A 712-nucleotide genomic window follows, 5' to 3' on the forward strand; every position below is an offset into this window, starting at 1 on the left:
CGTGTGAGTCCTGTACTTTTGGGATCCCGAGTATGGATTCGGGGCACGGGCGCGTTGATGGGTCTTAATAACGGCGTCTATTATGCGGGTGCCGCACTCGCAGATTGGGCTCGTGAGCGTGGCTGTATATGGGAAGGCAATCATTTTGGGGTCGGGCTGCGGGCATGCACGGACGCAGGCTGGAATTACATTCGCGGACGCGGAAAAGGGGAAAATATGATGAAAACAAGGACTGAAGGTGTGATTGTGACGAAACGTCGGAGCGGTCTCACGTTCAACGACATCGAGGAAGGCGAGCTGTTCAAAATCGGAGCCAACATCCGCGTCCGTTTCGGAAACGACGGCTATCTCGTGTGGACATCACCGGATTCGGGCTCTGCCGATTTCCGACGCACGTTCAACGGCAGCGAAGGCGTTAACCGGGTCACGCGTGTCGAGTTCGAGGTGGAAGAGTGAGCGAACCTGAGATCGTGCGCCTACGTCAGGCCCTATGCCAGATAGTGGCGATGACGAGCCGCGCCGAAACGACAGTATCCGACGTGCGGGCTGTTGCCGTTTCTGCGTTCGTGGATACCATCATCGACAAGATTCCGACAGACCCAGAATATTTCACGCTCGGCGGCCCGTGCTTCGCTCCCGGCTGTCATCAGTGGGATGGAACTGATCAATGCACGTGTGCCCGGGGAGAATGAAAAATGAATCTGTATTACAA

Annotated in this window: 2 protein-coding genes; one reads left to right on the top strand and one right to left on the bottom strand. The window is 56.0% G+C overall.

Annotated elements, in window-relative coordinates:
• The coding region (locus AC1RPG_RS07880; protein WP_481762451.1) for a hypothetical protein at positions 1–456 on the top strand (456 nt) is incomplete at its 5' end.
• 32 nt (positions 457–488) lie between these two features.
• Here AC1RPG_RS07880 and AC1RPG_RS07885 read toward each other — a convergent pair.
• The coding region (locus AC1RPG_RS07885; protein WP_429627487.1) for a hypothetical protein at positions 489–712 on the bottom strand (224 nt) is incomplete at its 5' end.

Source organism: Dellaglioa sp. CoH-57-MRSF-18 (genome assembly GCF_056781995.1).